Origin of the sequence: Burkholderia contaminans (assembly GCF_029633825.1) — a bacterium.
Classification (GTDB): domain Bacteria; phylum Pseudomonadota; class Gammaproteobacteria; order Burkholderiales; family Burkholderiaceae; genus Burkholderia; species Burkholderia contaminans.
The window spans coordinates 2,437,088-2,459,271 of sequence record NZ_CP090640.1 but is presented as its reverse complement, the minus strand read 5'-3'; the positions used below and the strand labels follow the sequence as shown (position 1 = coordinate 2,459,271).

Below are 22,184 nucleotides of genomic sequence, written 5' to 3'. Positions count from 1 at the left end.
AGCAGCGCCCCCGCGCCGCGCACAAACAAAAACGCCGTCACCTCGGTGACGGCGTTTCCCTGCATTTCGTCGGATGATAGCGCAATCGCGCGAACCGGGCCGGCCGCACGACGCGATCGCGACTGCGTTACTTCTTCTTGCCCTTGTGCGCGGCGGCCTTGGCCGGTGCCGCTTTCGCCGATTTGGCCGCCGGCTTCGCCGCGCCGCGCTTCGCACCGTGCGACTTGCCGCCCACCGCCAGGCTCGCGCGCTCGATGTGCGCGCCGCCGGCCGACGTCGCGATCCGCTCCGGACCGGGTTCCGCCGGTACCGAACGGCCGACCGGCACGTGCAGCACGAGCGCCTGGCCCGGCATCGCCAGATCGCGGTGCGTGCGGTTCCACGCCTTGAGCTGGCCGACCGACACGCCGTAGCGGCCGGCGATCGCCGCCATCGACTGCTTGCGGCGCACGCGGATCAGCATCTTGCGCGTGTCGGGTACGTCGGGTTCCATCGCGAGCGCGCCGTTTTCGGCGACGTCCGCGCTGATGTCCTCGTCGTCGTCATCGCCGCGCGGCACGACAATCGTCGAGCCCGGCTTCAGGCGCATGCCGGCCGGAATCTTGTTGATCGACATCAGCGTATCGGCGTCCACGCCGATCTTCTCGGCGATCGCGGCCGGCCGCGCCCGTTCGCTGACCGTATAGGTGGTCCACGACGAAAGCTGGCCGTTGTACGCCTTCAGGTTCTTCTCGAACGCCGACGCGTTGTCGAACGGCAGCAGGATCTGCGGCTCGGTCGCGCCGAGGATCACCGGCTTCGAGAACGACGGGTTCAGCGAGCGGAATTCGTCGAGCGACAGGTTCGCGAGCTTCGCGGCCACCGCCACGTCGATGTCGCGCGACGTCGTGACCGTCACGAAATACGGGTGGTTCGGGATGTCCGGCAGCGCCAGGCCGTACTGCTGCGGATTCGCGATGATGTTCTTCACCGCCTGCAGCTTCGGCACGTAGTTGCGCGTCTCGTTCGGCATCCGCAGGCTCAGGTAGTCCGTCGGCAGGCCGGCCGCCTGGTTGCGCGCGATCGCGCGCTGCACGTTGCCCTCGCCCCAGTTGTACGCGGCCAGCGCGAGATACCAGTCGCCGAACATGTCATGCAGGCGCGACAGGTAGTCGAGCGCGGCGCTCGTCGACGCGAGCACGTCGCGGCGCTCGTCCTGCCACATGTTGCGCTTCAGGTTGTACGTGCGGCCCGTGCCGGGCATGAACTGCCACATGCCGGCCGCCTTCGCGACCGACAGCGCCTGCGGGTTGTATGCGGACTCGATGAACGGCAGCAGCGCGAGCTCGGTCGGCATGTGACGCGCCTCGAGTTCCTCGACGATGTGGTACAGGTACTTCTGCGAGCGCTCGGTCATGCGCTGCACGTAGTCCGGGCGCTGCGTGTACCACGTGGTCTGCATGTCGACGAGGTCGGTCTGCAGGTCGGGCATCTGGAAACCGCGGCGGATGCGACCCCAGAGATCGGAGTCCGCACTGGTCAGGTCGCCGACGGATTGCTTGTCGACGTCGACAGTTTCTTTGGCGGTGGCTGATTTACGGAGGTAGGTGGACGTCGCCTGAGAATCGGCGGCGTTGTTGGCGACAGGGGCCTGGCTCGCACAAGCGGCGAGCAGCAGAACCACCATCGCACTCAATATAAGTCGCATGAAAATCTCTGCTTCCGACGGCTGGAAATTGCAGGCGATACTACGGAAGTGCGTGCTTCACGTCAATAAAAACACCGAAAACTCAGCGAAATCCTACATTTGGAGCAATTTTTACAGACACCGCTTGAGCTTTGGAGTCCTCCGGAAATCGTCATCGGAACCGGTTTTTCCATTCGCGCATCAGCGTGAACGCCGTCAGGCGATCCGGCACCGTTTCGTGCAGTTCGGCCTCGAGCGTCGCGCGGATCGCATCGCTGTCCGCACGCATGAACGGGTTAACGGCACGCTCATGCGCGATCGTAGTGGGCAGTGTCGGCACGCCGCGCGCGCGCAGCGCCTGCGCGTCGTCGCGCCACGTGGCGAGCGCCGCATTGCCGGGTTCGCACGCGAGCGCGAAGCGGATGTTCGACAGCGTGTATTCGTGTGCGCAATGCACGTGGGTGTCGCCCGGCAACGCCGCGAGCGCGTCGAGCGACGCGAGCATCTGCGCGGGCGTGCCCTCGAACAGGCGCCCGCAACCGCACGAGAACAGCGTATCGCCGCAGAACACGTGCGGCGCCGCGTTGCCCGGCCCGGCCGCCTGGAAATAGGCGATGTGGCCGCGCGTATGGCCGGGCACGTCGAGCACGTCGAACGTGGCGGCGGGCGCCTCGAGCGTCACGCGCGCGCCGCCCGAAAGCGGCTGCGTAACCACGCCGATCGCCTCGGCCGCGGGGCCGTAAACAGCGAGCGGAGCATCGTCCGGTTGGCTATCGCGCAGTGCCGCGACACCGCCGACGTGGTCGGCGTGATGGTGCGTGAGTAAAATAGCGGTCAACCGCCAGCCTCGTTCGGCTAGAACCCGGCGTACCGGCGCGGCTTCACCCGGATCGACGGCGATCGCATCGCGGCCGTCCGAGACGAGCCAGATATAGTTGTCATCGAATGCCGGAACCGGCACGTATTCCAGCTCGTTCATGGGCGCGCAATCATCGTTATGTCTGACCGTCAAATTATAGACTGGCCCGCCTGGACCGACTCACCGCCCGGCCGCTACGTGCTGGGCTGGGAACAGGCGCAGCTCGACCGGATCGTGTCCGACGTCTTCGGGTTCCACGCGCTGCAGCTCGGCCTGCCCCAGCTCGACGCGCTGCGCGAGAACCGCATGCCGTATCGCGGCCTCGTGCTCGATCCGGCGAGCGGCGCGAGCGCGCCTTACCAGTATCCGTGGGCGCGCGAAGCGCATGCGCCCGAGCACGCGCCCGACGGCCGCAGCACGACCTGGTGCGACCTGCTCGACCTGCCGTTCGAGTCGCAGAGCGTCGACCTGATCGTGATGCCGCACACGCTCGAATTCACGTCCGACCCGCACCGCCTGCTGCGCGAGGCCGAGCGCGTGCTGATGCCGGAAGGCCAGTTGGTGATCACGGGCTTCAATTCGCTCAGCCTGTGGGGCATGCGGCAATCGTTCGGGCGCATGGCGAACCATCCGTTCGTGCCGGCCACGCGCGACCAGATCGCATTCATCCGCCTCAAGGACTGGATCAAGCTGCTCGGCTTCGACCTCGAACGCGGCCGCTTCGGCTGCTACCGGCCGCCGCTCGTCACCGACAAGTGGCTGGCCCGCTATGGCTTCATGGAAGCCGCCGGCGACCGCTGGTGGCCGATCTTCGGCGCCGTCTACATGGTGACGGCCGTCAAGCGCGTGCGCGGCATGCGCCTCGTCGGCCAGATCCGGATGAAGAAGCCCGTGCTCGCACCGGGCCTGACGCCGGCGGCCTCCCCGACCACTCATCAAGAACATTCATGACTACCGATACGATCGACATCTATACCGACGGCGCCTGCAAGGGCAACCCCGGCCCCGGCGGCTGGGGCGCACTGATGCGCTACGGCGACAAGGAGAAGGAGCTGTTCGGCGGCGAGCCCAACACGACCAACAACCGCATGGAGCTGATGGGCGTGATCGCCGCGCTCGAAGCGCTGAAGCGGCCGTGCCAGGTGATCGTGCATACCGACTCGCAATACGTGCAGAAAGGCATCAGCGAGTGGATCCACGGCTGGAAGAAGAAAGGCTGGGTCACCGCGGCGAAGACGCCCGTGAAGAACGCCGACCTGTGGAAGCGGCTCGACGCGCTCGTCGCGCAGCATGAGGTCGAGTGGCGCTGGGTCAAGGGTCACGCGGGCCATCCCGAAAACGAGCGCGCGGACGCACTCGCGAATCGCGGCGTCGAATCGCTCACGGCCTGAACGCGGGCCGCTCCCCTGTTTCCTACGTATTTCCCGACATGCGCCAGATCATTCTCGATACCGAAACCACCGGCCTGAACGCCCGCACGGGCGACCGCCTCATCGAAATCGGCTGCGTCGAGCTGCTGAACCGTCGGCTCACCGGCAACAACCTGCACTTCTACGTGAACCCCGAGCGCGACAGCGATCCGGGCGCACTGGCGGTGCACGGGCTCACGACCGAATTCCTCAGCGACAAGCCGAAATTCGCGGAAGTCGCCCACCAGATCCTCGACTTCGTGAAGGACGCCGAGCTGATCATCCACAACGCGCCGTTCGACCTTGGCTTCCTCGACGCGGAATTCGCGCGGCTCGGCCTGCCGCCGTTCACCGAGCACTGCGGCGGCGTGATCGACACGCTGGTGCAGGCCAAGCAGATGTTCCCGGGCAAGCGCAACTCGCTCGACGCGCTGTGCGACCGCTTCGGCATCAGCAACGCGCACCGTACGCTCCACGGCGCACTGCTCGACTCGGAGCTGCTCGCCGAGGTGTATCTCGCGATGACGCGCGGCCAGGACAGCCTCGTGATCGACATGCTCGACGACGTGGGCGCCGACGGCGGTGCGGGCAACGGCCAGCGCGTGTCGCTCGCCGCGCTCGACCTGCCCGTGGTGGCCGCGAGCGACGACGAACTCGCCGCCCACCAGGCGCAGCTCGACGAGCTCGACAAGTCGGTCAAGGGCACCTGCGTATGGCGCACGTCCGCCGACGCCGCCGCCGAAGCGGCTTGAAGCAGGCGGCCGGCGGCACGCGCCGCAGCCGCGCTCACGCGCGCGGCTGCAGCGCGATGACCGCCATTCCGCCGAGCGCGAGCACCGCCCCGGCCACGTCCCAGCGGGTCAGCGCGACACCGTCGACCACCCGCAGCCAGGCCAGCGCCACCGCGATATACACGCCGCCGTACGCCGCATAGGTGCGCCCCGCCGCGCTCGGGTGGAGCGTCAGCAGCCACGCGAACAACGCGAGCGACAGCGCGGCCGGCACCAGCAACCACGCCGGCCGCCCCTCCTTCAGCACGAGCCACGGCAGATAGCAGCCGACGATTTCGGCCAGCGCGGTGGCGGCGAACAGCGCCGCGATCCTCATCAGTTCGGTCATCCGGTTCCTCGTGAATTCGGCCACCGTCACCCGGGGCCGCACGGCCCCGCCGTGCGCCGCCGATCATACCCGAGCCGCCCCCGCCGGATGCCCCGCCAGCCGGGCGTTTCCCGGCAATTTGCACGATCATCAGTCATCGTGCTATCATGTCGCCTGTTTCAACATTCAATCTCTGTCTATTCGATTTCGAGAGAAGTCCGTCCGCGCGTTGCGGGTCGGCGCTTCGACCGAAATTGCACACACAGGAAAGCCCGCCCGACAGGCCCGCTTTTCTCGTTTCGCTGCCCCTCCGGGGCGCTTGCCGGAACGCTGGACACCGTCCGCACCGGCATCTGCCGCCTGCATCACGCGGCCCATTCTTCATGAGCGCACTGTCGCGACGGCCCATCGGGCCCGCGTCGAAGCAGCCCCTTACGGCCCATTACCGCCTGTCATGCAGTAAGTGCTTAAAGGTCTGCCCCGACGCGTCGCACTCGACACCGCGCTCGCCGGCAAACCGTGTCGGACGGCCCGCCCGTTCGGCGCAGTCAAAGGAGTGCATGACCTTGACCGCAACACACGTCAGCCCGACCGCTGCTTCTTCCACCGCTTCGTCGTCCGGCGAAGCCCCGCTCGTCGCTGACGACATCACCGTCGTCGACCAGAGCCTCCTCAAGCGCGCCGTCAGCGCCATGGCCATCGGCAATGCGATGGAATGGTTCGACTTCGGCGTCTACAGCTACATCGCCGTCACGCTCGGCAAGGTGTTCTTCCCGTCCAGCAGCCCGTCCGCGCAGCTGCTCGCAACCTTCGGCACGTTCGCCGCTGCCTTCCTCGTGCGCCCGCTCGGCGGCATGGTGTTCGGCCCGCTCGGCGACCGCATCGGCCGCCAGCGCGTGCTCGCCGCCACGATGATCATGATGGCAGTCGGCACCTTCGCGATCGGCCTGATCCCCAGCTACGCGTCGATCGGCATCATGGCGCCCGTGCTGCTGCTCGTCGCCCGCCTCGTGCAGGGCTTCTCGACCGGCGGCGAATACGGGGGCGCCGCCACCTTCATCGCCGAATTCTCGACCGACAAGCGGCGCGGCTTCATGGGCAGCTTCCTCGAGTTCGGCACGCTGATCGGTTACGTGATGGGCGCGGGCGTCGTCGCGCTGCTCACCGCATCGCTGTCGCAGGAAGCGCTGCTGTCGTGGGGCTGGCGCGTGCCGTTCCTGATCGCCGGCCCGCTCGGCCTGATCGGTCTCTACATCCGGATGAAGCTCGAGGAAACGCCCGCGTTCAAGCGCCAGGCCGAAGAGCGTGAAGCGCAGGACAAGGCCGTGCCGAAGACGCGCTTCCGCGAAACGCTGATGCGCAACTGGCGTGCCCTGCTGCTGTGCGTCGGGCTCGTGCTGATCTTCAACGTGACCGACTACATGGTGCTGTCATACCTGCCGAGCTTCATGTCGTCGACGCTGCATTTCGACGAATCGCACAGCCTCGTGCTCGTGCTGATCGTGATGGTGCTGATGATGCCGCTGACGCTCGCCGCCGGCCGCCTGTCGGACAAGATCGGCCGCAAGCCCGTGATGCTCGCCGGCTGCGTCGGCCTGCTCGTGCTGTCGATCCCGTCGATGATGCTGATCCATGCGGGCACCACCGTGTCGGTGTTCAGCGGCCTCCTTATCCTCGGCGTGCTGCTGTCGTGCTTTACCGGCGTGATGCCGTCGGCGCTGCCGGCGCTGTTCCCGACCGAGATCCGCTACGGCGCGCTGGCGATCGGCTTCAACGTGTCGGTGTCGCTGTTCGGCGGCACGACGCCGCTCGTGACCGCCTGGCTGGTCGACGTCACGCACAACCTGATGATGCCCGCGTACTACATGATGGGCGCCGCCGTGATCGGCATCGTGTCGGTCATCGCGCTCGCCGAAACCGCGCGCCAGCCGCTCAAGGGCTCGCCGCCGGCCGTCGCGTCGCGCCGCGAAGCCCATCAGCTCGTGCGCCAGATGCGCGAGGGCGACGAATCGGATATCTACAGTGTCGCGTCGCCGGCACGCGCCTGAGCGTCACCCATGAAAAAGCCCCGGCCGAAGCCGGGGCCTGATCGAACCCGATCCGCCCGACCGGCTTGCGCCGGCCGGGCTTTTTTTCATCCATTCGACGCCTGCGCGCTCATGCCTGCGCTTCGCATTGACGGCAGAAAATCAGCGCCCGCGAGCGCGACACGGCGGCCTGCGCACCGCGCGCCGCGACGATCAGCCCGACCTGACCGAGATTGAAATCGCGCTCGACCATCAACTGCGTCAGCGCGGCCAGCGGCAACACGAGGGACGGGTGGTACAGGCTCGATTCGATCAGGGCTTTCATCTGCGGCTCCATCAGGCAAGGCGTCATTCGATGGAGTGGATTCTAGGGATCGGCCGCGTCCCGATAAACCGCGCGAATGCGAAGTCACTTGTCAGTTGCCGAGAACAATCGACAGCGGCTTGCCCGACAAGGCCGAGCGGGCGACGGGCAGCGGCACGGGGCCCCGCCGCACGTCGCCGCGACGCCCTGGGGCCTGTTCACGCTAATAGCGGGCCCTAGACGAGCGGTGTTTCGACGAACGCCGGCAGCGTTTCCGCCCGCGCCGAATGCGCGGCCAGTGCCGGATAACGGGCCGGATCGATCCGCGCGAGCACCGGGTAGTCGGCCGCCATGAACTGCGTGAAGCGCCATGCGACCGCGACCGTCACGTCGGACTGCAGCAGGCGCGCGCCGCCGAACCAGCCGTTCGCGCCCGCGACGAGCGGCTCCAGCGCGCCGTACGCGCCCTCGATCTGGCTCAGCACGCGCTCCAGCCACGGCGCATGCTGCTTGTCGGCCGGACGCAGCGCCTGCTCGTAGATTACCTGCACGGTCTTCTCGGCGGCCGCCAGCGCGAAACCGACCGGCACGAGCGCGCGCAGCCGTGCATCGGCGGTATCGGGCAGCAAGCGCCGCTCGGGCGCAACCAGGTGATCGAGATAGTCGACGATCAGTGACGAATCGAGCAGCGTCGCGCCGTCGCCGGTCACGAGCGTCGGCGCCTTGACGACCGGGTTGGTCACCCTGAACTGCTCGAAATGACGGAACACCGAGAGCGACTCGTGTTCGAACGGAAGGTCGAGCAGCTTCGCCGAAATGGCGACCCGACGCACGAACGGGGAATCCAGCATGCCGATCAGCTTCATCGCGAACGCTCCGCTTGATGGGGATGGGAGCGACGACTGTAGCAGCACCGCTCGGCGTCGCCTAGGGCCCGTTCCCGCCGGCAACGGGCGGGTGCCGGCCCCGCAAATGCGTTTGCCGCAATGACGGAACGTGCTCGGCCGGCCTTCGCGCCCGTGCGCCTGATGCACCTGATGCACATCAACCGACCTCGCGCGGGACTCACGATGTCCGGCCACAGTGACCATAATGCAAGTTCCCCCCCTTCCGCCCCAAGGTTCGCCATGTGGTACGCCCTCGTCGAGCAGCAGCGGGAATGGATGCGTGCCTGGCGCGCGGCGACGCGGCACGCGTTCGACGCATGGCCCGCGGCCACGCTGCCGCACGCAGCGTCGTCGTGCTACGACGACCTGTTCGAGCCGCTGCTCGGGCCGCCGGACGGGCCCCCGCATTTCGACATCGGATGGCCCGCGCTCGGCGAGCGCGTCGTCGCGCGCACGCCGTTCTGCGACCTGCGGCGCTTCACGCGCGCGGATGCGCCGCGCACGGTGCTGCTGTGCGCGCCGCTTGCCGGGCACGCGGCCGTGATGATGCGGGAAACCGTCGAGACGCTGCTCGCGGACGGCGATGTGTGCGTGACCGACTGGCGCAATGCACGCGACGTGCCGCTCGCGGCGGGCCGTTTCGGGCTCGACGAGTACGTCGCGACGCTCGATGGCTTCGTCGACGGGCTCGCGCACGACGACCGGCCGCTGCATGTCGTCGCCGTGTGCCAGGCGACCGTGCCGGTGCTCGGCGCGCTCGCGCTCAGGGCGGCGCGCGGTCTCCCGTCGCCCGCGAGCCTCACGCTGATCGGCGGCCCGCTCGACGCGCGCCGGAATCCGAGCGCGCTCGGCACCGCCGCTGCCGCCCATTCGCTCGGCTGGTGCCGCCGCCACCTGATCGACGTCGTGCCACCCGGCTTCGCGGGGCACGGCCGCCACGTGTTTCCCACCTATCTGCAGCAGGGCGAGATCGCGCTCGTCTACCCGCAGCGCTTCCTGTCGCTGATCGAAGGATACGCGCTGGCCGCGTCGCGCTTCGACATGACCGGACTCGCCTGCGCGCGGCGCGCGCTGCTCGAATACACGGCGCTGCTCGACATGCCGGCCGAGTATTTCCTCGATACGGTCGACATCGTGTTCCAGCGCATGAGCCTTGCGCTCGGCACGTGGGACGTGGGCGGCCAGCGCGTCGAGCCGGCGGCTTTGCGCGGCATCGTCCTGCTGACCGTCGAAGGCGCATGCGACAAGGTCACGGGCGCCGGCCAGACGCACGCGGCGCTCGACCTGTGCAGCGGCCTCGCCGACGACGAGCGCTTTCGCATCGACATCGACGATTGCGATCACTACGGGCTGTTTACAGGGGCGCGCTGGCACGGGGATGTCCATCCGATGCTGCAGCGCGTGTTCGCTTGGGCCGAAGCCCGCAGCCCTCGCCCGCGCCGCATCCGGCGGACGTGACGCCGAATCAGCGCCGCGCCGCGTCGAGCAACGCGCGCACCTCGTCGTCACTCGTCTGCTCGAAGCGCGCGTAGAATTGGCTGATCCCGAAGAACGGCTGCGGCAGCGTCACCGTGACGAACGCGTCTGCCAGATCGTCGAACACATGCCGCGCGCCCGCCGGCGCGACCGGTGCAGCCGCGATGATCCGCGCCGGGTGCCGCTCGCGCAACGCCTGCAGCGCGACACGCATCGACGCGCCGGTCGCGACGCCGTCGTCGACGACGATCGCAATGCGCCCTTCGACCGGCAGCGGCGGCGCGGCACCGCGATACAGCGCTTCACGTCGATGCAGTTCGGCCGTCTCGCGCGCGATCACGTCGGCGAGCTGCGCGTCGGACACCTTCATCGAACGCAGCACCGAACGCTGCAGATGAATCGCCCCGCCCGTCGCGATCGCGCCCATCGCGAGCTCGGGATCGTACGGCACGCCGAGCTTGCGCACGACCAGCACGTCGAGCGGGGCATGCAGCGCGCAAGCGACCGGATAGGCGACGGGCACACCGCCGCGCGGCAATGCGAGCACGACGACATCGTCCCGCCCCGCGTATTCGCGCAATGCACCGGCCAGCTGGCGGCCGGCATCGGCGCGATCGGCAAAACACTCGAACACGATCGGCTCCCTGCCGTTGCGCCGGATGCGCGAAACCCGCGTCGGCGCCTGTCAACGAGCATGGTTCATCGGCCGCGCCGATGCAAGCAGGGTCATACCGGCGCGCGTGGCGCCGAGGGAAAGGGTCAGAGGCCGGCGGCCTGCCGGTACAGCCGCCAGAACGACTGTGCATAGGATTGCGCGAGCTCGGGCGCACGCTGGAACACGTTCACCGTTTCCGCATGTGCGGCCGCCCCTTCGGACAGCGTGGTCAGCGCGACGCTGTCGTCGACGATCACGAAGCGCGGCGCAGGATCGCCGTGCCGCGAATCGATCGCCACGTCGATACCGGAAGATTTCAGATAGCCCGCACCGCTGTATCTGCCCGCGCGCGGCGAACGCAAGAGCACGACACGCACCTCGACCCCGCGCGCGCGGGCCGCGCACAGCGCGCTCGCGACCGCCGGCGGCACGTGCGTGTAGCCGGCCAGCAGCACTCGGCGCTGTGCCTGCCCGATCAGGTCGACGGTCGCGTCGGCCGCCGCATTGTCATACGAAAAGTATGTGCCGACCGATGCGGCATCGGACGGAATCTGGCTGGCGTGGGCGCTCGCCGCGCAACAAAGCGCAGCGAGAAGGAAGGCGGCTGGTCTCATGGCGGGCGCCATTGTAGCGACGCCAATTCGCGTGGCAAGCACCGACTGCGATGCTGCTGCGCCGGCGCAACACACAGCGCAAAACCGGGGCCCGGCGAACGGGTTACAGCGCGTTTTTCACGCGGTCGATCAGCCCGCGGCGACGCGCGCGAGCCAGCTCTCGATGCCGTCGACGGAACGGAAATCCGCGAGACTGCGCGCCGGCAGCGCCGGATAGGCGCCGCCCGCCATCTCGGCCAGCGCGCGGCCGGGACCGAGCTCGAGGAACGCGGTCGCACCGGCCTCCACGCAGGCGGCAAGACAGGCCGCCCACTCGACCGGCTCCGCGATCTGCCGCGCAAGCTTGTCGAGGCCGGCGTCGACGTCCAGTACCGATGCGCCGTCGATCCCCGAAACGAGCCGCGTGCCGGGCAACGGCCGCCGCACGTCGGCCACGGCGAGCGACGCGCGAAACTCCGGCACGGCCGCGGCGAGCCGGCGCGTGTGCGACGCGATCCGCACGCAGACGGGCGCGACACGCAGCGCGCCGGCGCGCGACGCGTCGTCGGCCACCGCGTCGACATCGGCCTGCCGGCCCGCGACCACGAACGCGTCGCCGGGGTTCGCGATCGCGATCGCCGCGTCGCGGCCTTCGCACAACCGCGCGAGTCGGGCGCGCGTCAGGCCGCGGACGAACACCATCCGCTCGTCGCCGCCGCTCGCGGCATCCATCGCGCGCGCACGTGCATCGGCCGGTCGAGCGCGGCGTGGGGCTCGATCATCCCGGCGACGCTCCACGACGCGACTTCGCCGACGCTGTAGCCTGCGACGCAGCGCCGGCGCGGCCACAGCGCGTCGAGCAGCGCGGCGGCGGCGAGCGCCTGGACCGTGCAGAGAATCTGCGCAGCACGGTTCTCGCGCAGCGCATCCGGCCCGGCCTGCCGGACCCACGCGCGCGGATCGTCGCCGAGGAGCCGGCCGGCGTGCGCGAACAGTGCGTCGGCCTGCGGCGCGGTGCCGGTCAGGTCGAACATGTCGGCGCGCTGCGCACCCTGCCCCGAACAGAGGATGGCCAGCGTCATCGCACGCCCTCGTCAACGTCGAGCGCATCGACGAAGACGCTCATCGCGAGCAGGTCGGCCGCGCCGCCCGGGCTCAGTCGCCGCGCCACGAACGCACGATGCGCGGCGGCCGCGCGCAGCCGCCAGTCGCGCGCACGCACGCCGCCACGCGCCACGAACGCGCGTGCGGTCGCCCGCGCGAAGTCGAGGCCGGCCCGCCGCCCCGGTGCAGCAGGTTCGTATCGTCGAGCGCGGCGATCAGCTCGAAGCACGCTTCGACGCGCGCGGCTTCCCGGTCGCCAGGCAGGTCGCGCTGCGCGCGGCGCAGCGCGGGCAGCCCGACCGCATAGACGGTCGCGAACCCGTCGGCCGCCTCGCGACGCGCACCGCCGACGCCGTAGCGGCGGCTCGCGCGTTCGCCGTGGCTGTCGGGCAAGCGTGGGCCGCCGAGGATATCGGCACCCCAGCGGCGAGAGACGAACGCACCGAGCGTCATCCCCGTCGGCATGGCTCCCGGCATCGCGCGCCGACCGGCAGCCGCACACAGCAGCCCGAGCCCGAAGATTGCGCCGCGATGCGTATTGACGCCGCCGGTCGCGGCGAGCATCGCGTGCTCGGCGCGCAGGCCGATCTTGCGCAGCACGGCCATGTCCGCATCGCGTGCGCCCGCATCGGCCAACTCGGCGAAATACGGCCGCAGCACGGCAGCGCTGCGGGCGAACGTCGCGGCATCCATATCGGTATGACTGCCGGTGTCGACGTGACTGACGAGCCCCGGCTTCGGATAGGTTTCGATTTCGAGCACGAGGCTGCGCTCGGCCAGTTCAGCGATGCGCTCGGCGTCGGACGGCGCCGGTACGCGGCAGGCAGCCCATGCGCTCATCGCGCACCTCCGATGAACGCGTCGGCCGGCATCAATTCAACGGTGATCGCGGTCTTGACAGCGACTTCAGGCTGCCGCGCGTGCAGCTCGCGCCAGTTGACGCCCGCGCCATCGTCGCGCAGCAGTTCGCCATCGATGCGCATCGGCGCGCGCGCGTCGATCGCCGCGAGGCCGTCGAGCAGCGGCGCGAGCGATGCGGGATGCGGCAGCGGGAACACGATGTCGAGATCGGACGATGCCCCCAGGTAGGGCTCGCCCGTCAGCGCCTGCCATGCAAGGCTGCCGAACACGCGACCCTGCACGCCGTAACGCGCGCCGAGCGCATCGAGCTCGCGCAACGCCGTGCGCCATGCGTCGGGCGCGGCGGCAAGCACGTCGGACAACGCCGGCAGCGGGCCGACCGTCGCGAGCGCGTCAGCGGCCGCGTTCAGCGCGATGCGCCGCTTGCCCGCGGAAGGCGGCAGCGGCAGGCCGAGCGGCACGCGGCCGGCATCGGCCTCGTCGGGCGACGCGCGGCGCACGATCAGCGGCCAGCCGCGTTCGGCCCACGCGCGCACGAGCGGATCGGCCGCGAGCGCGGCGTCGCGCGCGAATGCCGCGCCCCACCCCGCCGCCGTCAGCGTGACGAGCGTGTGGCGGCGCAGCGGCAGCTCAGCGTGCGGCACGCGCGAGTGCCTCGACGCGCCGGGCGACATCGGCGGCAACCGGCCGGCCGCGTGACGCACGCGGGTCGACGCGGTCGGCCGGCTTGCCGAGCCATTCACCGACCTGCGCGTCGAGCGCACGGGCCGGATCGAGCACGGCGTCGACGGCGCCCATCTTCACGAGATTGTCGAGCCCCGGCGCGAACACCGGCGTCGAGCGCGACATCTCCTTCAGTACGTCGATCGGCAACTTGGTCACGCGCGACATCGACGGCAGGTCCATCACCTCCGGCTCCGCGCCCGGCACCGCGAGCAGCGTGCGGGTCGCGAGCGCGGTCGCGATGAACGCGCCCGCGGCCGTGTGGCCATACAGCACGCCGATCGTCCGGTGCCCGGCGAGATCCGCGTGCATCAGGCATTTCGCGAGATGCGACAGCCCTTCGTTCAGGCCGAGCAGTTCATCGCGCTTGCTCATCCGCTGGCTGTCGCTGTCGACCAGCACGAGGATCGGCGTGTCGCCGCCGCGCTCGATCGTGTCGAGCACGTGCGCCGCGAGCGTCAGCGCCTCGTCGATGCCGAACGGCAACCGGTCGGCGACGCCGATCACGTCGACACGCGTGCCGGCCAGTTCCGCGTGGCCGGTCAGCAGGCCGCCGTGACGGGCGATCGAATGGCCTGGCGGGAACAGCGAATTCAGCACTTCATCGAGCGTCATGCGAGCTCTCCTGCAATTGGTCGGCGAGCGTGACGAACGCATCGTCGGGCATCCCCGGGATCGCTTCCGGTGCGCTGGCACCGAGCGAGCACCACACGTCGAGCGCATCCTTGCACGCGCCGAACCGTTCGACGCGCGCTTCGAGGCGGGCCTGCTCCGCGCGCAGCATCGCCGCATCGAACTTCGGCGCACGGCCGATCAGCTCGAGCGCCGCCGCACGGAATGCGTCGGGCGTATCGGCTACGTAGCGCTCCGCGCCGCCGATCAGCCGCCGGTGCTTGCCGCCCATCGTGCGCCAGATCAGCGCGCGGTCCTTCGCATCGAATTCCTCGACGCCGCGATTGGTCTCGATCACTTCGGGGCCCGACACGCTGATGCGGCCCTGCTCCGATACCGCGAGCGCCGAGCAGCACGCGGCGAGCAACCCGCCGCCGCCGTAGCAGCCCGCGCGCCCGCCGATCAGCCCGATCACCGGCACGCCGGCCGTGCGCGCTTCGACGAGCGCGCGCATGATCTCGGCGATCGCGAGTTCGCCCGCGTTCGCTTCCTGCAGCCGCACGCCCCCCGTATCGAACAGGATCAGCACCGGCTTGCCGACTTCACGCGCGGCGCGCAGCAGCCCGGTGAGCTTCGCGCCGTGCACTTCGCCGAACGCGCCGCCCATGAAACGGCCTTCCTGCGCGGCGACGAACACCGGCTGGCCGTCGAGCCGGCCGTGGCCGACCACCATCCCGTCGTCGAACTGCTGCGGCAGGTCGAACAGCGGCAGGTGGGGGCTCGTCACGCGCTCGGCCGGGCCGAGGAATTCGCTGAAACTGCCCGCGTCCAGCAGCCCGTCGATGCGCTGCCGTGCAGATGCTTCGTACCAGCTCGCGGCATTCGCGACGAACGCGGGGGCGTCGTGATCGTGCTTCACGTCGTTCATGCTGCCTCTCCCTCGATCGCCCGCACCGCCTGCGCGAGCCGCAGCGACACCATGTCGGGCCGCGCGCCGCCGTCGTTGATCGACAGCTTCAGGCCGCCCGGCGTGCGCCGCTCGACGAAATCCGCGACGACGGCCTGCCATACCGCGCCGAACCCGACCGCCGCCGTGCGGATGTCGATCTCGCATTCGTTGCCCGGCAGCACGCGCTCGACGAGCACTTCGAGATTGCCGGATGCCACCACGCCGACGAGCGCCGCGGCCTGCTCGCCCTTCGCGCGCTCGCGCGCGGTGAAGCGATAGTTCAACTGTTCCATGCCGTTGTCCTTACCAGTTGCGGAACCGGGCCGGCGGCGCATACAGGCCGCCCGACCAGTGCACGAGATCCTTGATCGAACGCGCGGCGAGCCAGCGGCGATCGGCGTCGAGCGGATCGATGCCGAGATCCTCCGGGCGACGGATCACGCCGCGCTCGCGCAGCCGTTCGACCATCTTCCGGTCGCGGCCGCGGCCGATCTCCGTATAGCCGGCGACACCGCGGATCGCATGCTCGCGTTCGTCCTTGTCGCGGCACATCAGCAGGTTCGCGATCCCTTCCTCGGTGACGATGTGCGTGACGTCGTCGCCGTAGACCATGATCGGCGCGAGGTCGAGCTGCAGCTTGTCGGCGAGCTTCAGCGCGTCGAGCTTCTCGACGAACATCGGCACGTTCTTGTCGCCGAACGTCTCGCCGATCTGCACGACGAGCTTGCGGCCGCGCCTGAGCGCCGCCGGCGTGTCAGGGTCGGCTTCCGCGCCGGCCTTCAGCCACGGCTCGCTCGGATGGCGCCGGCCGCGCGCGTCGCTGCCCATGTTCGGCGCGCCGCCGAAACCGGCGATGCGCTCGGCCGTGACCGTCGACGAATGGCCGGACAGGTCGATCTGCAGCGTCGAGCCGATGAACATGTCGCACGCATAGAGGCCGGCCGTCTGGCAGAACGCGCGGTTCGAGCGCAGCGACCCGTCGGGGCCCGTGAACCAGATGTCGGAGCGCGCGCGGATGTAGTCGTCCATCCCGACTTCCGAGCCGAAGCAGTGGATCTGCTCGACCCAGCCCGACTCGATCGCGGGGATCAGCGTCGGGTGCGGATTGAGCGCCCAGTGCGAGCAGACCTTGCCCTTCAGCCCGAGCTTCTCGCCGTAGGTCGGCAGCAGCAGCTCGATCGCGGCCGTGTTGAAGCCGATCCCGTGGTTCAGGCGCTTGATGCCGTACGGCTCGTAGATGCCCTTGATCGCGAGCATCGCGGTAAGAATCTGCGTTTCGGTGATCGCGGCCGGATCGCGCGTGAACAGCGGCTCGACGTAGAACGGCCGGCCGGCCTCGACGACGAAATGCACGCGGTCGCCCGGGATGTCGACGCGCGGCACCTTGTCGACGATCCGGTCGACCTGCGCGATCACGATGCCGTCCTTGAACGCGGTGGCCTCGACGACGGTCGGCGTGTCTTCGGTGTTCGGGCCGGTGTACAGGTTGCCGTCGGCGTCGGCGCTGACGGCCGCGATCAGCGCGACCTGCGGCGTGAGGTCGATGAAGTAGCGTGCGAACAGCTCGAGATAGGTGTGCACCGCGCCGAGCGCGATCTTGCCGCCGAACAGCAGCTTCGCGATGCGCTGCGACTGCGGGCCCGAATACGCGAAGTCGAGACGCTTCGCGATGCCGCGCTCGAACACGTCGAGATGCTCGGGCAGCACGACGCCCGACTGCACCATGTGCAGGTCGTGGATCTTCGCGCTGTCGACGTCGGCGAGCGCGGTGGCGAGCAGGTCGGCCTGCTTCTGGTTGTCGCCTTCGAGGCACACGCGATCGCCGGGCCGCAGTACCGCTTCGAGCAACGCGACGGTGTCGCGCGCATCGACCCGCTTGCCCTGCGCGTAAGCCGCGCCGGCCGCGAGGCGTGCATCGCGCGCCTGCCGCGCGTGATTCCATCCGGTCATGAACAGTTCTCCGCTTCGATGGTTCAGCGGCATTCTAAGCCTGGCGCCGCCGCCGATTGATGATGTTGACGAATGCGACTCAGAGGACGCCGCGATGGATACGGCCCGCATGCGGGCCGCGTCGCATCGCCCTACGCACCGACCAGCGCGCGCGTCGTGAAGAACAGCAGCGAGGGCCCGAGCAGGCAGCCGACGCCGGTATGGAACGTCGCGACCAGCGCGCCGTACGGCACGAGCCGGCGGTCGGTCGCCGCGAGCCCCGCGCTCACGCCGCTGACCGTGCCGGCCAGGCCGCCGAAGATCATCGCGGAGCGCGGCGTCTTCAAGCCCATGAAGTTGGCCGCGACCGGCGTGCCGACCATCACGATGATCGCCTTGACGAGCCCCGTTGCGATGCTGAGCGCGATCACGTCGGAGCTTGCGCCGATCGCCGCGCCCGTCACGGGGCCGACGATGTAGGTGACCGCGCCCGCGCCGATCGTCGTCATGCTGACCGCGTCGGTATAGCCGAATGCGCGCGCGATGCACGCGCCGACGATGAACGGCAGCACGGTGCCGAGCAGCAGCGACACGACGCCGATCAGCCCGGCCTTGCGCGCCTCGGCGGGCTGCACTTCGAACGCGGTCGCGACGATCGCGAAATCGCGCAGCATCGCGCCGCCCATCAGGCCGATGCCGGCGAACAGCTTGACGTCCGCCAGCCCCTTCTCGCCGCCGGTGAATGCGCCGCCGACATAGGCCAGCACGAGACCGATCACGATCGCAATCGCCGAGCCGTGCACGCGGCCGAACGTGAGCTTGCGCGACGCGATCGACGACAGCCACATGATCAGGCCGACCAGCGCGAACGACGCGACGAGCCCGTTGTGGGCGACGGTTTTTTCGAGCATCTGCAGCATGGCGGCCTCCGTTACTGTTCTTCGAACTGCGGCACGCCCGCGAAGGCCGTGTCGTCGCGCCCGGTGCGCACCAGTACCGCGATGCAGCATGCGCAGATCGCGACCGCGGCGACTGCGGCCAGCAGCGCAACCGGGCCGCCCTTCAGCGCGGCGACGACGTTCTGGTTCGCGGCCATCGCGACCACGACGGGGATGTACATCGCGCCCCAGAAACCGACGCCGGCCTCGGTCTCCTTCGGCAGCCAGCCTCGGCGGTGCAGCCACAGGCGCAGGCAGATCAGCAGCAGCATCGCGATGCCGACGCCGCCGACGTTGGTCTTCACGCCGATCGCACTGCCGAGCAGGTCGCCGAGAAACAGTCCGGCCAGGTGGCAGAACGCCAGCAGCGCGGTTCCGTAGATGATCATGAGTCGTCTCCAGTCTCTTCGTGACGGGCGCATTGCCGCCAGCAGGAGCCGAACCTTGCCCGCCGATCCCGTGCCGGGCGTGTCTCCTGCGGCGGTGCGCCGCGGCCCGGCGGCTCGTCGTGCGAGCGCGTTCTCGGGGGTCGATGGGATGATGCGGTTACGGGCCGGACGCCGGATGCCGTAGACTGAATGAAGCAGCCGCCGGCACGACGCGGGTTACGCGTCCGGTGCGCCCCGTTGCGGGCCGCACCGGGGCGTGATCCGATACTAGCGCCGCAATATCCGGCCATTTATGAAGTTGTCGAAACCGATTCAGTGGATTTAGCAATGCGTCCGTTACCGCCCGAGCTGCTGCGCAGCTTCGTCGCCGTCGCCCAGTCCGGCAGCTTCACCGCCGCGTCCGAGCGCGTGAGCCTGTCGCAGTCGACCGTCAGCCAGCACATCCGCCGCCTCGAGGAGCTGCTCGACCGGCCGCTGTTCGAGCGCGACACGCGCAACGTGCACCTGTCGCAGCACGGCGACGCGCTGTTCCGCTACGCGGTGCGCATTCTCGAACTGATGGACGAGGCCGTCACGTCGGTATGCGGGCCGCCGCTGTCGGGCAAGGTGCGGCTCGCGATGTCGGAGGATTTCGCGTCCGCGCACCTGACGGCCGCGCTCGCCAGCTTCGTGCAGCGCAATCCGGAAGTCGAGCTCGCGATTTCGACCGGGCTATCGGGCGACCTGTTCGACGCGCTCGACGAGGGGCGGCACGATCTCGTGTTCGCGAAGCGCGTCGCCGGCAGCCGGCGCGGCCGCGTGATCCGCAGCGAACCGCTGTACTGGTGCACCGGCCCCGATTCGCGGATCACCGGCCACGAGGCCGTGCTGCCGCTCGCGATGCATCCGGAGCCGAGCGTGTCGCGCCGCCGTGTGCTCGAATCGCTCGAGGCGGTCGGCCGCCCTTACCGGATCGCCGTCGTGAGCAGCAGCATCGCGGTGCTGCGCGCGGCCGCGAGCGCGGGGCTCGGCGTCAGCGCATTCGCCGGCTACGTGATTCCGGCCGGGCTCGCGCGGCTCGACGCCGGGTTGCCCGAACTCGGCGAACTCGAATACGTGATCGACCGGCCGGCGGCTGCGTCGCGTTCGACGCTCGCACTCGAAGCCACGCTGATCGCGGCGGCGTCGGAGTTGTAACCGTAGCGGGTGCGCCGTACGCAAGAGCACCCACACCCGCACCTGACAGCTTTGCCCGGAACGCGTCATCGTCCGCGCAGCACCCGCTCGCGACAATGGGATCCATCGGAACGCACGGCCAGCCGCCGCGCGCATCCGGTGTCCCGTCCCTTGATCGGAGCACGCCATGAAAGTCTTGCGATTCGCCGTCGCGACCGCCGCCGCCGCGCTGCTGTCCCCCGCCTTTGCCCAGACGTCCGACGCCGCGGCGCCCGCGCAGGGGCTGACCCGCGCGGAAGTCATTGCACAACTCAAGCAGGCCTATCTCGACGGCGAACTGCCGACGAACGACGGCAACTACCCGCCGAACGCCGCGACCCGCGCGCGCAACCGCGAACTGGTGCAGGCCGCGAGCCCGGCGTGGCTCGCGCAGACGCCGCAGGCACCGCAAACCGCCGCGCAGCAGTAGCCGGCCGCAGCCCGTACGCGACGCCGCCGCGCAATCACGGCAGGAAGCTGCGGCGCCGCGCGTCGATCAGCTCGACGAGCAGGCGGTCACGTTCGGCCGCCAGTTCCTGCATCGAATGCTCGCCCTGGATCGCGCGCAATGCGTCGTTCAGCTTGCGATCGACTTCCGGGTCGAATGAAGGCGTGCCGAGATCGTCCCACCAGCTCGTGATCGGCCCCGACAGGTGTTCGAGAAAGTGCGCGATCCCGCCCGCGCCGCCGCCGAGGTGATAGGTCAGGCACTGCCCCATCAACCCCCAGCGCAGGCCGGGCCCCCATGCGACAGCCTTGTCCGCATCGGCGACGCTCACGACACCTTCGCCGACGAGGTGATACACCTCGCGGAACAGCGCGGCCGCGAGCCGGTTCGCGACATGGCCGGTCATCTCCTTGTTGAGGACGATCGTCTGCTTGCCGAGCGCATCGTAGAAATCCTTCACGCGTGAGATCACGTCCTGGCTGGTGGCATCGCCGCCGACCAGCTCGACGAGCGGAATCAGGTGCGGCGGATTGAACGGATGCGCGATCAGGCAACGCTCCGGGTGCTTGTCGCACGCGGTCTGGATGTCCGACATCTTCAGGCCCGACGAACTCGATGCGATCGGCACGTGCGCAGGCAGCACGTCGTCCATCCGCCGGTACAACTCGCGCTTCAGGTCGAGCCGCTCCGGGCCGTTCTCCTGCACGAAGTCGACGCCGTCGAGCGCGCGCACGAGATCGGCGTCGAACGACAGCCGCGCGGAAAGTTCGGCCGCCCGGTCGCCGAGAAACGCGGCGAGTGCGTCGCGCAACCGCGCGTCGGCTTGCGGCGCCGGATCGGTCGCGACGACTTCAAAGCCTTGCGTCAGATAGAAGGCGGCCCAGCTTGCGCCGATCACGCCGGCGCCGACGATCGCGATGCGTCGAATGTCCATGATTGTCCCGTGTCGTTGGTCTGCAAAAACATCGCGGCGATTGTCGCATCGAATCGCGCGGGCCTGCATTGACGCAGATTGCGGATTCCCTCTTGAAATGCGCCTCGGCTGCCACTAATTACGCGTCGTCGGGCAGTGCAACATGCAACGCACTGCCCCCGTTTCGACCCAGTGGAGCTTCCACGACGCGCCCGCCGCAGGCGTCGCGCCGTCACGTCTCCCGCGTTCCCTGTTCAGGAGGACCAACATGAGCGGTATCCATTTCGGCAGCGACCTGTTCGACGAATTCGCCCGCGTGCAGCGGCAAATGGCCAACCTGCTCGGCGATCGTCCGGCCGGCATTCGCGCGGTACGGCCCGGCGCCTTTCCCGCACTCAACGTCGGCGCCACCGACGGCGCCATCGAGATCGTCGCGTTCGCCCCCGGCATGGCCGCGGCCGACTTCGACGTGTCGATCGACAAGGACCTGCTGACGATCAGCGGCGAGCGCAAGCCTGCGCCGCGCGGCGAAGGCGACGATCTGCGCACCTATGCGCAGGAACGCTTCCACGGCGCATTCCGCCGTGTCGTCGAGCTGCCGCGGGACGCGGATCCCGACCAGGTCAGCGCCCGCTACGAAAACGGCTGCCTGCTGATTCGCGTCGGCCGGCGCGAGGCATCGAAGCCGCGTGCGATCACCGTTCAATAATATTCAGGATACCGACATGAATACGAACCCGACCCTGGCCGAGCGTCAGACGAACACCGTCCACCCCGCTGCCGCCGAAGCGGCCCGCCGTCCGGCGATCACGCCGGCTGTCGACATCGTCGAGAATCATCTCGGCGTCACGCTGCGGGCCGACCTGCCCGGCGTGCCGCGCGAGAATCTCGACGTGAAGGTGCACGACAACACGCTGACGATCGAAGCCGACACGCATATCGACACGCCGGCCGACCTGCGCGTGCGACATGCCGAAATCCGCGCGACGCGCTATGCGCGCAGCTTCGTGCTGAGCCCGGATCTCGACACGTCGAGGATCGACGCGAACCTGCGCGACGGTGTGCTGACGCTGACGATTCCGCGCCGCGAGGAAACCCGGCCGCGCCGTATCGACGTGACGGCCGGCAACGCGTAAGTTCCCGGGCGGGC

The 22,184-nt window shown here is 69.2% G+C and carries 24 protein-coding genes and 2 pseudogenes; 9 read left to right on the top strand and 17 right to left on the bottom strand.

The annotated features are described in order from the left end of the window. Positions 1 to 127: 127 nt before the first annotated feature. Positions 128 to 1,687: a transglycosylase SLT domain-containing protein gene (locus tag LXE91_RS11470; protein ID WP_039347695.1), complete on the bottom strand. Its 1,560-nt coding sequence runs from the start codon at positions 1,685 to 1,687 to the stop codon at positions 128 to 130. 151 nt (positions 1,688 to 1,838) lie between these two features. Next, the gene (gene gloB, locus LXE91_RS11465; protein WP_039347697.1) at positions 1,839 to 2,645 is read right to left on the bottom strand and encodes a hydroxyacylglutathione hydrolase; all 807 of its coding nucleotides are present in this window, start codon (positions 2,643 to 2,645) and stop codon (positions 1,839 to 1,841) included. An 18-nt stretch (positions 2,646 to 2,663) separates the two neighbouring features. Here gloB and LXE91_RS11460 point away from each other — a divergent pair, with 18 nt between their 5' ends. Genes LXE91_RS11460 through dnaQ form a run of 3 tightly spaced genes read left to right on the top strand, consistent with a single transcriptional unit; the run spans position 2,664 to position 4,686 of the window. After that, positions 2,664 to 3,476: a class I SAM-dependent methyltransferase gene (locus LXE91_RS11460; RefSeq protein ID WP_039347700.1), complete on the top strand. Its 813-nt coding sequence runs from the start codon at positions 2,664 to 2,666 to the stop codon at positions 3,474 to 3,476. Continuing rightward, the gene (gene rnhA, locus LXE91_RS11455) at positions 3,473 to 3,916 is read left to right on the top strand and encodes a ribonuclease HI (protein WP_039347704.1); all 444 of its coding nucleotides are present in this window, start codon (positions 3,473 to 3,475) and stop codon (positions 3,914 to 3,916) included. The genes LXE91_RS11460 and rnhA overlap by 4 nt, the downstream gene beginning before the upstream one ends. Positions 3,917 to 3,954: 38 nt before the next feature. Next, positions 3,955 to 4,686, top strand: a complete 732-nt coding sequence (dnaQ, locus tag LXE91_RS11450; RefSeq protein ID WP_039347707.1) for a DNA polymerase III subunit epsilon — start codon at positions 3,955 to 3,957, stop codon at positions 4,684 to 4,686. 34 nt (positions 4,687 to 4,720) lie between these two features. Here dnaQ and LXE91_RS11445 read toward each other — a convergent pair whose 3' ends face one another. Continuing rightward, complete coding sequence (locus tag LXE91_RS11445; RefSeq protein WP_039347710.1) at positions 4,721 to 5,053, bottom strand: YnfA family protein; 333 nt, start codon at positions 5,051 to 5,053, stop codon at positions 4,721 to 4,723. Between the two features lie 539 nt (positions 5,054 to 5,592). Here LXE91_RS11445 and proP point away from each other — a divergent pair. Beyond that, the gene (gene proP / locus LXE91_RS11440) at positions 5,593 to 7,080 is read left to right on the top strand and encodes a glycine betaine/L-proline transporter ProP (protein ID WP_046543655.1); all 1,488 of its coding nucleotides are present in this window, start codon (positions 5,593 to 5,595) and stop codon (positions 7,078 to 7,080) included. A gap of 109 nt (positions 7,081 to 7,189) precedes the next feature. Here proP and LXE91_RS11435 read toward each other — a convergent pair whose 3' ends face one another. Then, positions 7,190 to 7,384, bottom strand: coding sequence for a hypothetical protein (locus tag LXE91_RS11435; RefSeq protein WP_039352510.1), 195 nt, complete (start codon positions 7,382 to 7,384; stop codon positions 7,190 to 7,192). A gap of 215 nt (positions 7,385 to 7,599) precedes the next feature. Continuing rightward, entirely contained in the window at positions 7,600 to 8,229 is a 630-nt protein-coding gene (locus LXE91_RS11430; RefSeq protein ID WP_039352474.1) for a glutathione S-transferase, read from the bottom strand. 261 nt (positions 8,230 to 8,490) lie between these two features. On the opposite strand from LXE91_RS11430, the gene LXE91_RS11425 reads away from it, so the two are divergent. Continuing rightward, positions 8,491 to 9,708 carry a polyhydroxyalkanoate depolymerase gene (locus tag LXE91_RS11425; protein ID WP_039352471.1) on the top strand — a complete coding sequence of 406 codons (1,218 nt, stop codon included), beginning with the start codon at positions 8,491 to 8,493 and terminating at the stop codon, positions 9,706 to 9,708. A gap of 7 nt (positions 9,709 to 9,715) precedes the next feature. On the opposite strand, the gene LXE91_RS11420 is transcribed toward LXE91_RS11425, so the two are convergent. The 11 genes and pseudogenes from LXE91_RS11420 to madL form a co-directional block, all read right to left on the bottom strand. Then, positions 9,716 to 10,360, bottom strand: a complete 645-nt coding sequence (locus tag LXE91_RS11420) for a phosphoribosyltransferase (protein WP_039352468.1) — start codon at positions 10,358 to 10,360, stop codon at positions 9,716 to 9,718. A gap of 125 nt (positions 10,361 to 10,485) precedes the next feature. Beyond that, entirely contained in the window at positions 10,486 to 11,007 is a 522-nt protein-coding gene (locus tag LXE91_RS11415; RefSeq protein ID WP_039352466.1) for a phospholipase D-like domain-containing protein, read from the bottom strand. A 117-nt stretch (positions 11,008 to 11,124) separates the two neighbouring features. Continuing rightward, a pseudogene (locus LXE91_RS11410) lies at positions 11,125 to 12,056 on the bottom strand (acyltransferase domain-containing protein). Continuing rightward, a pseudogene (gene mdcB, locus LXE91_RS11405) lies at positions 12,053 to 12,918 on the bottom strand (triphosphoribosyl-dephospho-CoA synthase MdcB). The pseudogenes LXE91_RS11410 and mdcB overlap by 4 nt, the downstream one beginning before the upstream one ends. Continuing rightward, a complete protein-coding gene (gene mdcG, locus LXE91_RS11400; RefSeq protein WP_039352500.1) occupies positions 12,915 to 13,583 on the bottom strand; it encodes a malonate decarboxylase holo-[acyl-carrier-protein] synthase in 669 nt (222 codons plus the stop codon). Before mdcG ends, mdcB begins: the two are co-directional and overlap by 4 nt. Further along, the gene (mdcE, locus tag LXE91_RS11395) at positions 13,570 to 14,277 is read right to left on the bottom strand and encodes a biotin-independent malonate decarboxylase subunit gamma (protein WP_039352453.1); all 708 of its coding nucleotides are present in this window, start codon (positions 14,275 to 14,277) and stop codon (positions 13,570 to 13,572) included. The genes mdcG and mdcE overlap by 14 nt, the downstream gene beginning before the upstream one ends. Further along, positions 14,264 to 15,202 carry a biotin-independent malonate decarboxylase subunit beta gene (locus tag LXE91_RS11390; protein WP_039352452.1) on the bottom strand — a complete coding sequence of 313 codons (939 nt, stop codon included), beginning with the start codon at positions 15,200 to 15,202 and terminating at the stop codon, positions 14,264 to 14,266. The genes mdcE and LXE91_RS11390 overlap by 14 nt, the downstream gene beginning before the upstream one ends. Continuing rightward, positions 15,199 to 15,516 carry a malonate decarboxylase acyl carrier protein gene (gene mdcC, locus LXE91_RS11385; RefSeq protein WP_039352451.1) on the bottom strand — a complete coding sequence of 106 codons (318 nt, stop codon included), beginning with the start codon at positions 15,514 to 15,516 and terminating at the stop codon, positions 15,199 to 15,201. Before mdcC ends, LXE91_RS11390 begins: the two co-directional genes overlap by 4 nt. Positions 15,517 to 15,526: 10 nt before the next feature. Beyond that, a complete protein-coding gene (gene mdcA, locus LXE91_RS11380; RefSeq protein ID WP_039352450.1) occupies positions 15,527 to 17,173 on the bottom strand; it encodes a malonate decarboxylase subunit alpha in 1,647 nt (548 codons plus the stop codon). 131 nt (positions 17,174 to 17,304) lie between these two features. Then, a complete protein-coding gene (gene madM, locus LXE91_RS11375) occupies positions 17,305 to 18,072 on the bottom strand; it encodes a malonate transporter subunit MadM (protein WP_039352449.1) in 768 nt (255 codons plus the stop codon). Between the two features lie 11 nt (positions 18,073 to 18,083). After that, positions 18,084 to 18,479: a malonate transporter subunit MadL gene (gene madL, locus LXE91_RS11370; RefSeq protein WP_039352428.1), complete on the bottom strand. Its 396-nt coding sequence runs from the start codon at positions 18,477 to 18,479 to the stop codon at positions 18,084 to 18,086. Between the two features lie 327 nt (positions 18,480 to 18,806). Between madL and LXE91_RS11365 the strand changes: the two genes are divergently transcribed. Beyond that, positions 18,807 to 19,655: a LysR substrate-binding domain-containing protein gene (locus tag LXE91_RS11365; RefSeq protein ID WP_039352412.1), complete on the top strand. Its 849-nt coding sequence runs from the start codon at positions 18,807 to 18,809 to the stop codon at positions 19,653 to 19,655. Between the two features lie 166 nt (positions 19,656 to 19,821). After that, positions 19,822 to 20,103 (top strand): DUF4148 domain-containing protein, encoded by a 282-nt coding sequence (locus tag LXE91_RS11360; RefSeq protein WP_039352410.1) that lies wholly within the window; start codon positions 19,822 to 19,824, stop codon positions 20,101 to 20,103. A gap of 34 nt (positions 20,104 to 20,137) precedes the next feature. Here LXE91_RS11360 and LXE91_RS11355 read toward each other — a convergent pair whose 3' ends face one another. Then, positions 20,138 to 21,055 carry a 3-hydroxyacyl-CoA dehydrogenase NAD-binding domain-containing protein gene (locus LXE91_RS11355; protein ID WP_039352407.1) on the bottom strand — a complete coding sequence of 306 codons (918 nt, stop codon included), beginning with the start codon at positions 21,053 to 21,055 and terminating at the stop codon, positions 20,138 to 20,140. 247 nt (positions 21,056 to 21,302) lie between these two features. On the opposite strand from LXE91_RS11355, the gene LXE91_RS11350 reads away from it, so the two are divergent. Next, positions 21,303 to 21,743 (top strand): Hsp20/alpha crystallin family protein, encoded by a 441-nt coding sequence (locus tag LXE91_RS11350; RefSeq protein ID WP_039352404.1) that lies wholly within the window; start codon positions 21,303 to 21,305, stop codon positions 21,741 to 21,743. Positions 21,744 to 21,759: 16 nt separating this feature from the next. After that, positions 21,760 to 22,170, top strand: a complete 411-nt coding sequence (locus tag LXE91_RS11345; protein WP_039352402.1) for an Hsp20/alpha crystallin family protein — start codon at positions 21,760 to 21,762, stop codon at positions 22,168 to 22,170. The last annotated feature ends 14 nt before the right edge of the window (positions 22,171 to 22,184 follow it).

Coding starts and splice junctions, on each gene's coding strand:
- LXE91_RS11350 (WP_039352404.1), top strand. CDS start 21,303: ATGAGCGGTATCCATTTCGGCAGCGACCTGTTCGACGAATTCGCCCGC.
- LXE91_RS11460 (WP_039347700.1), top strand. CDS start 2,664: ATGTCTGACCGTCAAATTATAGACTGGCCCGCCTGGACCGACTCACCG.
- LXE91_RS11470 (WP_039347695.1), bottom strand. CDS start 1,687: ATGCGACTTATATTGAGTGCGATGGTGGTTCTGCTGCTCGCCGCTTGT.
- mdcC (WP_039352451.1), bottom strand. CDS start 15,516: ATGGAACAGTTGAACTATCGCTTCACCGCGCGCGAGCGCGCGAAGGGC.
- madM (WP_039352449.1), bottom strand. CDS start 18,072: ATGCTGCAGATGCTCGAAAAAACCGTCGCCCACAACGGGCTCGTCGCG.
- dnaQ (WP_039347707.1), top strand. CDS start 3,955: ATGCGCCAGATCATTCTCGATACCGAAACCACCGGCCTGAACGCCCGC.
- LXE91_RS11355 (WP_039352407.1), bottom strand. CDS start 21,055: ATGGACATTCGACGCATCGCGATCGTCGGCGCCGGCGTGATCGGCGCA.
- gloB (WP_039347697.1), bottom strand. CDS start 2,645: ATGAACGAGCTGGAATACGTGCCGGTTCCGGCATTCGATGACAACTAT.
- LXE91_RS11415 (WP_039352466.1), bottom strand. CDS start 11,007: ATGGCGCCCGCCATGAGACCAGCCGCCTTCCTTCTCGCTGCGCTTTGT.
- madL (WP_039352428.1), bottom strand. CDS start 18,479: ATGATCATCTACGGAACCGCGCTGCTGGCGTTCTGCCACCTGGCCGGA.
- proP (WP_046543655.1), top strand. CDS start 5,593: ATGACCTTGACCGCAACACACGTCAGCCCGACCGCTGCTTCTTCCACC.
- LXE91_RS11445 (WP_039347710.1), bottom strand. CDS start 5,053: ATGACCGAACTGATGAGGATCGCGGCGCTGTTCGCCGCCACCGCGCTG.
- mdcE (WP_039352453.1), bottom strand. CDS start 14,277: ATGACGCTCGATGAAGTGCTGAATTCGCTGTTCCCGCCAGGCCATTCG.
- LXE91_RS11345 (WP_039352402.1), top strand. CDS start 21,760: ATGAATACGAACCCGACCCTGGCCGAGCGTCAGACGAACACCGTCCAC.
- LXE91_RS11360 (WP_039352410.1), top strand. CDS start 19,822: ATGAAAGTCTTGCGATTCGCCGTCGCGACCGCCGCCGCCGCGCTGCTG.
- LXE91_RS11425 (WP_039352471.1), top strand. CDS start 8,491: ATGTGGTACGCCCTCGTCGAGCAGCAGCGGGAATGGATGCGTGCCTGG.
- rnhA (WP_039347704.1), top strand. CDS start 3,473: ATGACTACCGATACGATCGACATCTATACCGACGGCGCCTGCAAGGGC.
- LXE91_RS11365 (WP_039352412.1), top strand. CDS start 18,807: ATGCGTCCGTTACCGCCCGAGCTGCTGCGCAGCTTCGTCGCCGTCGCC.
- LXE91_RS11430 (WP_039352474.1), bottom strand. CDS start 8,229: ATGAAGCTGATCGGCATGCTGGATTCCCCGTTCGTGCGTCGGGTCGCC.
- mdcA (WP_039352450.1), bottom strand. CDS start 17,173: ATGACCGGATGGAATCACGCGCGGCAGGCGCGCGATGCACGCCTCGCG.
- LXE91_RS11435 (WP_039352510.1), bottom strand. CDS start 7,384: ATGAAAGCCCTGATCGAATCGAGCCTGTACCACCCGTCCCTCGTGTTG.
- LXE91_RS11390 (WP_039352452.1), bottom strand. CDS start 15,202: ATGAACGACGTGAAGCACGATCACGACGCCCCCGCGTTCGTCGCGAAT.